Origin of the sequence: Leptothoe kymatousa TAU-MAC 1615 (assembly GCF_018739865.1) — a bacterium.
GTDB lineage: Bacteria > Cyanobacteriota > Cyanobacteriia > Phormidesmidales > Phormidesmidaceae > Leptothoe > Leptothoe kymatousa.
In genome coordinates this window covers 97872-105564 of record NZ_JADOER010000001.1, presented here as the reverse complement: position 1 = coordinate 105564, position 7693 = coordinate 97872, and the positions used below count along the sequence as shown (strand labels likewise).

5 protein-coding genes are annotated in these 7693 nt (G+C 49.4%); 3 read left to right on the top strand and 2 right to left on the bottom strand.

Annotation, left to right across the window (positions count from 1 at the left end; genetic code table 11):
• Nucleotides 1–378: 378 nt before the first annotated feature.
• Together IXB28_RS00420 and IXB28_RS00415 are read left to right on the top strand one after the other, a co-directional pair.
• Nucleotides 379–1455 (top strand): diguanylate cyclase, encoded by a 1077-nt coding sequence (locus tag IXB28_RS00420; protein ID WP_215616572.1) that lies wholly within the window; start codon nt 379–381, stop codon nt 1453–1455.
• 320 nt (nt 1456–1775) lie between these two features.
• Nucleotides 1776–3302, top strand: a complete 1527-nt coding sequence (locus IXB28_RS00415; RefSeq protein ID WP_215616571.1) for an alpha-amylase family glycosyl hydrolase — start codon at nt 1776–1778, stop codon at nt 3300–3302.
• Between the two features lie 150 nt (nt 3303–3452).
• Here the strand turns inward: IXB28_RS00415 and IXB28_RS00410 are convergent, their stop codons facing one another.
• Together IXB28_RS00410 and IXB28_RS00405 are read right to left on the bottom strand one after the other, a co-directional pair.
• Complete coding sequence (locus IXB28_RS00410) at nt 3453–4859, bottom strand: MFS transporter (RefSeq protein ID WP_215616570.1); 1407 nt, start codon at nt 4857–4859, stop codon at nt 3453–3455.
• A 190-nt stretch (nt 4860–5049) separates the two neighbouring features.
• Nucleotides 5050–5607, bottom strand: a complete 558-nt coding sequence (locus IXB28_RS00405) for a hypothetical protein (protein ID WP_215616569.1) — start codon at nt 5605–5607, stop codon at nt 5050–5052.
• Between the two features lie 373 nt (nt 5608–5980).
• Between IXB28_RS00405 and bchB the strand changes: the two genes are divergently transcribed.
• Entirely contained in the window at nt 5981–7507 is a 1527-nt protein-coding gene (gene bchB, locus IXB28_RS00400; RefSeq protein ID WP_215616568.1) for a ferredoxin:protochlorophyllide reductase (ATP-dependent) subunit B, read from the top strand.
• The last annotated feature ends 186 nt before the right edge of the window (nt 7508–7693 follow it).

Here is a 7693-nt window from a genome sequence, read left to right as displayed (position 1 = left end):
GCAGAATCACGATTCTATTAGAATCGCTCTTTTTCGCTTAAATGCTGTAACTATTTTTGCCGAACTACTTAGTTTTCACCATCCGCTGTTCGTTTCACCCCTAGATCAGCAATAACAAAGACAGAACAACACATAAAGGTTATTTGTTTTATTAACCCCTAGGAAATAGCTGGGAATACTAATAGCAAACATACAGCAAGGGTGTTTCCACTTCCATAAAACAGCATAGCAACTGCCATTTTAATTGAGCCTAAAACCACTAATACGAAAGGATTTCACAAGCTTTCCCTAGTGCATTAGCCTACAAAAAAGAACTATTGCAGATAGGGAAAGTCCTGGCTCTTCATATCAAATATCAACAAAATATTTGATGCCCCCATGGCTCAATCCAAATATAAACCCTCAGAAACTGTTGCTGACAATAGTCATATTTATAGAAGGTTATTACACGTATCCACCCCACTGCTTATGTTCCCGAATAAACACATAGAAAAGTATTATCAACTCTGCGAAGAAACCCTTAGCTTCTCAGGTTTCTCATGGTGGATAATCGACCTAGAGGATGATCCGGATACGTTCTATTGCAACCGAGAAATGTGCAAAACATTCTCGTTAGATCCGAGCATAATCCAGCATTCCGTCAGAAAAAACCACCCAATTGCCAGAGATTATTACAACAATATTTCCACTAAAAAATCAGCCCAGGCACAACATTTTTTTGATGGATACAATCAATTAAAGAAGGGCATCATTGACGAATATTGCAATCGTTTTCCTTACTCCCAGTCCGTAATTGGCGAAGCTTCATATTTTTCAAGCCGTGTCAGGGCATTACTTAGGGACGATGCGGGCAAAGCTAGGTTGCTAGTGGGCATGATCGAACCAGAGTTGACCAGTTCTGAACTCTATGGGCGAGCCACCGTTGATAGTTTAACCAAGCTTAAAAGTCGCCCAGAGTTTGACTCACAGCTTAGCTTTTTAACTAACCTCGCAATTCGGGAGAAACATAATATTTCTCTTGTTATATGTGATGTGGATGACTTTAAACAATATAACGATTTGCTGGGACACTATGCTGGGGACGAATGCCTGGTGCAAATTGCCCAGGCAATATCAGATGTGTGCAAGCGGTCGTCTGATATTACATGCAGATATGATAAGGAAAAGTTTGCCGTAATTACCTATGGCAACGCTCACGATGCGCTCTTTTTGGCCCACACCTTGAGAGAGAGGATATGCGCCATGGCTATCCCCCATCCAGCGAAGAACAATGCTCCCATGACGGTCAGTGTTGGCTATTGTTCTACTATCCCCGATGCAAATTGCACCCCGCGCAAATTGATTGAGTGGGCAGAGACGGCTCTGTATCGAGCCCAAAATAACGGGGGCAATGCTTGTGCACAATTTGAAGTCGTTGAACCGAAAGAACGATTTGTTCCAGCCCTATTTAGCTAAAACCTATTGCTACGGATATCCAGAGCACAGTGGGCAAGGACCCAACCTAACAAGCCCCTGTAGCACCTTCTAAAATACTTAATATGCGGTGAATGGTCGTTCTATTCATCGCATTTTTTGTAATTATCTTCTGAGCTCGATCGGGGCATCCTCTAAAACAGCAAATATCAATGGCTAGGTACCCTAAAGGGTAATGTTCAAACGCATCAAAGTCATTACACTTAATTGAGGCGTTTAACTGGTATCAAATTTAAAGGACGCTATCGCCTCTATTGGTCCCCAATTCTAGCTTTTTTAATGCCCCTACATTGACGAGCGTAATGCAGATAATCAAAGCTTCAATCCGTACCATAATTGTGATTGTCTTTTTTGCGATCGCAAGCTACATCACTTTTCCCATGCAAGCTGCTCAGGCAGACGTAATTTTACACGCGTTTGATTGGTCTTACCAGGATATTGCTGACAATGCTGACGCGATCGCAGATGCAGGTTACAAAGCCGTCCTAGTCACCCCACCCCTCAAATCGCCAAAAAAAGGGGGTTGCGAGTGGTACTTACGCTATCAGCCTCAGGATTTTCGTGTCATCGACAATTGTGATGGCAACAAAGAGAGTTTTGTCAATGCCATTAAGGCCCTAGACGCCAACGGCGTGCGAACCTATGCAGATGTTGTCGTTAACCACATGGCCAATGAGCGCCAGGCGGCGACGACATTTCCTGGTGACCGTACCCTAAAAGAATACGACAACAATAAAGACTACTGGGCAAAGCAAATCCTATATGGGGATAGCAATGGTAACGGAGTTCTAGACAATGGCATTTTGCCGGATGATGGCAAAAACGATGGCTTATTTGACTCCAGTGATTTTCATTCGGCCAAATGCATTAGTGACTACAACGACAGAAATGCAGTAATTTTTGATCGCATTTGTGGAGGAAATGGCGATACTGGCCTCCCGGATTTAAAAGACAGTGTGCCTGACAATAACTGGGTCAACGACCAACGGAAGCAATACATTCAAGCGCTTTACGACTTAGGCGTACGCGGGTTTCGAATTGATGCGGCGAAGCACATGCCCATGGGCGCGATTCAATATTTTGTTCCCGATGCTGTTGCAAATGACTCACAAATTTTTGCCGAAATCATTACCTCAGGTGGAACGACGGCTTCAGATTATCAACTGTTTCTAAACCCGTATTTAAGTCAGCTACCCGAGCAATTTGGAGCCTATGACTTTCCATTGCTCAATGCGCTCAAAAATGCCTTTGCTTTTGGGCAACCCTTATCTGACATCGCAAATCCCTATGCCACCGGCAACGCCCTGGAAAATAGTCGTGCCGTAACCGTGGTTGTTACCCATGACATTCCCTACAACGATGGTTTCAGATATCTCATTTTTGATGAAAGTGCTGATAATTCGAAAGATGAAGATCTAGCATACGCCTACATCATGGGACGAGATGGCGGCACGCCCCTAGTTTTTGACGATCGTTCAACAGGTTTACCCAAATATGGTGGCCCATCCAACAATGAGCGCTGGGTTGGCGTTTGGAAGCAGGACATGATGAAAAACATGATTGACTTCCATAACCGTATGCAGGGTAAGCCTATGGACGTTTTGGCAGCAGACGAATGCGCATTGCTCTGGCGCCGTGGTGAAGATGGCATCGTTGGGATAAACAAGTGTGGGGATGAGCGCTCTTTCACAGTGGATACAAGTTTCAAACTCAAATGGGATCATCCCTACACGGATATCTTAACTGGCAATCCGCTGCCTGAAATCCAAGGCCCTGAATATACCTTCAAGCTACCGGCTCGTAGTGCCAGCATGTGGTATGCAGAATAAGCTTCGGCTCAACTCATAAGTTAATCGAGGCTGGCAAAAGCTAACAGCGTATAAGGAGCCAGACTACCCTGCTTTGAAGAACTGAGTAGTCTGGCTCCCCACCATATATGCAGCCCATCCGTCATGCCCTTGCATGGAATGACTACATCGCTAGCTGGGTCGCGATGTTTTGAGCTTCAATAAAATCTGATCATGTCGCTGCCGCGTAATCGGATACATGGCAGCACAACCAATCCCAGCCAACAACACAACCACCGGCAACGGCCCCAAAATCCATCGAATCGCCACCAGCGCGCTGTCCGGTTGAGTCACCGCAGATTCCCCAACGCTAGCCACATAGCCCGACCCTTCTAGAAACTTACCCACCATAAAAATTGCCATGGCCGTGCCCAGCTTTTGCAACTGCACCATCAGCCCACAAAACAACCCCTCCCGCCGCTGCCCCGTGTGCAACTCATCCAAATCAATCACATCCGGCAACATCGACCATGGGATTAAATAGGCCGTAGAAAGCCCCATGCCAGCCAACATTCCCAAGCCATACATCAAGCCCGTCTGACCAGGCTGTAGAAAAAACAACCCCATCAGGGCCAACATCGTCAAGGGGATGCCCCAGCAGTAAACAGCCCGCTTCCCCACACGCTGACCAATGGGGCTCCAGAAAAACATCATAAACAAGGCTGTGCCCTGAACCGCCAGGATCATCTGGGTAAAGTGCTGATCTGACAGCCCCATCCAGCTAGTGACAAAATAGGGCAAAATGGCAGCCGTCGCCTGTAGGCCCACCCAGGAACAAAAATATATGCCCATCAGATATACAAACGGGCGGATTTTCAACAGCTCTTTGATCTGTTGCCCCATGGACTGCGGGCCCACCAGGGCAACACTGCCCCGTTTGCCTTGCAACTGCCAAAAGCGATGGTACGTGCCCCAAACACAGCCATACACCGCCAGAATAGTAATGGCACCACACACCACCCCCAGTAGGGCATAGCGCTGTCCCACATCGGTCACCATGGCAAAAATAATCTGGGCAATCACCAGCCCGAGAATGCTACTGCCGATGCTAAAGGCGGACTTAAAGCTCGCTAGCTGGGTACGTTCGTCGTAGGTTTGGGTCAGCTCAGCGGCCAGGGTCGAATGGGGCACCGCAATCACCGTTAAGGCCCCGTAGAACAAAGACAAAACAAACGTGTAATACGCAAATAGCTGCCACTGGCTGGGCAATGGCGGAATTAGCCACAGCAGCCAAAAGCTAATGCCCAAGGGAATGGCCCCCCAAAGCATCCAAGGAAACCGCCGCCCCCACCGCGACTGGGTGCGATCGCTAAGCCAGCCCACCAACGGATCATTAACGGCATCCCACACCTTGCCAACCAGTAGCACACTCCCCGCCAACCCCGGCGACAGCCCCACCGCATCGGTAAAGAAGAACAGTAAAAAAAATACCAGAATACTACCCGGAATCTCTTTACTAATTTCACCCACGCCATAACCAACCTTCGTCCTGAGATTGAGGGGAGCATGGGAGTCGGGGGCACTGATCGTTGGCACCATGGGCACGGCGGCATGTCCTTTCTGTTCAAAACAGCATGTAGCAAGCCCCGTCCTACCGGGTCTCCGATTACCCCAAACAGAGCACGCAGGCCAGCCTGAGGCAAAGAATATACTACGACAAACAGGGCATCCAAACGGAATGCCCTGCTACAAATCTATGCCGCCGTTAATCTATGGCCTAAGCACCCCCCTACTGACGCTGGTGGGCATCTAGCAACAGTTGCTGGGAAACTGTTGCTGTTTCCACTGTCATTCGGTAGCGCACAGTAGCTGGCTCACTGAGCGGATCAGTGGCCGGCACAGATTCTGACACCGCGTCAGACTCCGGGGCCACCCTAAATTGGGGAGAATTATCAAAGTCAAATAAAGGCTCAATGTCGTAGCGCATCCGACCGCTCCCCCGACCGGCGGGCAACGTCATGACAATCAAATGGCTAATCTGTGATTTTTGGGTTGGGTTCACGGTGCGATAGCTTACTTGGTTGTCTACCAATAAAGGAGTGCGGCTGCCTTCGGCATAGACCGCTACGCGGCTCACAATGCCTGGGTTGTTATTGGCTAGCTTGAGTCTAATGGCCACTGTTTCGCCAGCATTTGCCGTTAGCTGATGGCGAAGGGACCGATGGGCATCAGCGGTGACTAACTTTGCTTCGGTGGCACTGGTCTGGGTTAGCACCTCGGCGGAGACAGGCATCGCCAAACCGAGCAACACACCCATTAAACCTAGACCGCTCACAATAGACCCCATAGTGGCCTCCTGAAAAACAATGAACTGCTATGACATTGAATACTCCACAGCCGCCATGGGGCGTTCCAGAACAATTTGCCCAGCCTAAATAAAGTGATGCAGACGAATTATGCCCGGTGAATCGCCCCGTGGTTTTCCCTAACCCAGGGCAGGGGGCACGTTCAGAAGTCTGAACCTCGCCAATCACGGCTCCGATTCAGCAGACGATCTACTTAAAACTTAAAGATTTTCTTCGGCACCACTCCCCCAACTGTGACCCATTCTTACGAACCATTGCAATTCATTTAGGGGGCAGGATGGCCGCTGATACCTCCCATATCGTAATAGCTGGGTTGCCATGCCCTCACTCACCCAAAACATTGGAGCGCTATTTATGAAACTGGCCTATTGGATGTATGCAGGACCTGCCCACATTGGCACTCTGCGCATTGCCAGCTCATTTAAGAATGTCCATGCCATCATGCACGCCCCCTTGGGGGACGATTATTTTAATGTCATGCGTTCCATGCTCTCCCGTGAGCGAGACTTCACCCCGGTAACCACCAGCGTCGTCGATCGCCACGTCCTGGCACGGGGCTCCCAAGAAAAGGTGGTGGACAATATCACCCGTAAAGATAAGGAAGAAAGTCCCGACCTGATCGTTCTCACACCGACGTGCACCTCTAGCATTCTGCAGGAAGATCTGGCGAACTTTGTTGAGCGCGCCCAGATAGATGCTGACGGGGATGTCATGCTGGCGGATGTGAACCACTACCGGGCGAATGAACTGCAGGCGGCAGACCGCACCCTACAGCAGATTGTTGATTTTTATCTTAAGAAAGCGGCTAAACAGGGAGACCTGCCAGAGGGCAAAACAGAACAGCCTTCGGTGAATATCATTGGCATTACCACCCTGGGCTTTCACAACAACCACGACATCACTGAGCTAAAGCGACTGATGGCGGACCTGGGTATTACGGTCAATGCCGTGATCCCAGAGGGGGCGTCGGTACATGAGCTAAAGAATTTACCGAAAGCTTGGTTTAACCTGATCCCCTACCGAGAAATTGGCTCCATGACGGCGGAATATCTGCTGCGGGAGCACGATATGCCCTATGTGGATATTACCCCCATGGGTGTGGTGGAAACCGCTCGCTGCATTCGCGCCATCCAAAAGATTTTGAATGAGCGGGGCGTGGATGCTAACTACGATCAGTTTATTGATGACCAAACGCGGTTTGCCTCCCAGGCGGCCTGGTTCTCTCGCTCCATCGATTGTCAAAACCTGACGGGCAAGCGCTGTGTTGTGTTTGGGGACAATACCCATGCGGCGGCACTGACTAAAATTTTGTCTCGGGAAATGGGGCTGAAGGTGGTGCTGGCCGGGACCTACTGCAAGTATGACGATGCTTGGTTTAGAAACCAGGTGGATGGCTACTGCGATGAGGTGCTGGTGAGTGAAGATAATGGCGCGATCGCAGATAAAATTGCCCAGCTCGAACCCGCCGCCATCTTTGGCACCCAAATGGAACGCCACGTGGGCAAACGGCTCAATATTCCCTGCGGTGTGATTGCCGCCCCCATCCACGTGCAAAACTTCCCCGTGGGCTATCGTCCATTTTTGGGCTACGAAGGGGCCAACCAGGTTGTTGACCTGATCTACAATTCCTTCACCCTGGGTATGGAGGACCACCTGCTGGAAATTTTCGGCGGCCACGACACCAAGGAAGCCATTACCCAAACCCTATCCGCCGATGCTGACCTCAGCTGGACCACTGACGGTCTGAAGGAACTCAAGCGGGTACCCGGATTTGTGCGGGGTAAGGTGAAGCGCAATACCGAAAAATTTGCCCGCGAACAGGGCCATACGGAGATTACGGCCGAGGTAATGTACGCCGCCAAGGAAGCGGTAGGCGCCTAACCCCCATCGTGGCCTAACCAGAGCCCCAAAAAATACCCTTGACAGCGTCCCTATTGTGTTGTCAAGGGTATTTTTATTTCATAGATCAAAGTAGATCAAAGTAGATCAAAGTAATGTAAAGACCTTACCCCCAAAATCGGGCAATTAAACGGTGCTGTAACGACGGCACCACAAGTGTTTTCACCT